At 45.0% G+C, this 835-nt stretch carries 1 protein-coding gene; it reads left to right on the top strand.

The window, feature by feature from the left end:
- Nucleotides 1-835, top strand: an 835-nt coding sequence (locus ACYVRA_RS07585) for a sensor histidine kinase (protein WP_461252135.1), incomplete at both ends; no start/stop codon positions are given.

Genomic DNA, 835 nt, shown 5'->3' with positions numbered 1-835 from the left:
GTGTTTGAAACGGTTAAAGCCCCGAGTTGGCAGAACGGCGTCGTCGTAGGGTTAATCGCCATTATTCGCGACATTACCCGGCGCAAAGAAATGGAAGAAGAAGTCCTTGCCGCTTCCAAAGCCAAGTCCGCTTTCCTTGCCAATATGAGCCATGAGCTAAGAACGCCGCTCAATGTGGTTATAGGGCTTACCGATTTAATACTGGAAGAAGAATCTCTGGACGAACATGTTACTGAAAATTTAACGAAGATAAGCAGCGCGGGCAGCACGTTATTGAGCATTGTAAACGATATTCTGGACTTTTCCAAAATTGAATCCGGCAAACTTTCAATAACGCCGGTTAAGTATTATATGTCCAGCCTGCTTAACGATATTATCACCCTTGTTACTACGCGTCTTGGGGAAAAACCGGTAACATTCCGGTTAAATATCGTCGATGAGCTGCCAAGCGAACTGTACGGCGATGATCTGCGGGTGAAACAAATTTTAACCAATCTGCTCACTAACGCCGTCAAATACACCAAACAGGGAACCATCGAACTTAAAATGCGCTGTACTCGTGAAGGCAACAATATATGGATAGACGCTTCAGTCAGCGACACCGGCATCGGAATACGCGAAGATGACATGAAAAATCTGTTCGTTGATTATTATCAGGTTATAAATAATTTAAGCAGAAATATTGAAGGCACTGGATTGGGCCTGCCCATTACCAAAAGACTTGTGGAAATGATGGACGGGGAACTTAAAATGGAAAGCGAGTTTGGCAAAGGTTCGACATTCAGCCTGCACCTTAAGCAGGGCTTTGTCAGCGAAAAACCGCTTGGAGCGGAGG

The organism is Treponema sp. R8-4-B8 (assembly GCF_054786175.1).
The sequence above is the reverse complement of the archived record's forward strand: the minus strand, read 5'-3'. Positions and strand labels throughout refer to the sequence as shown.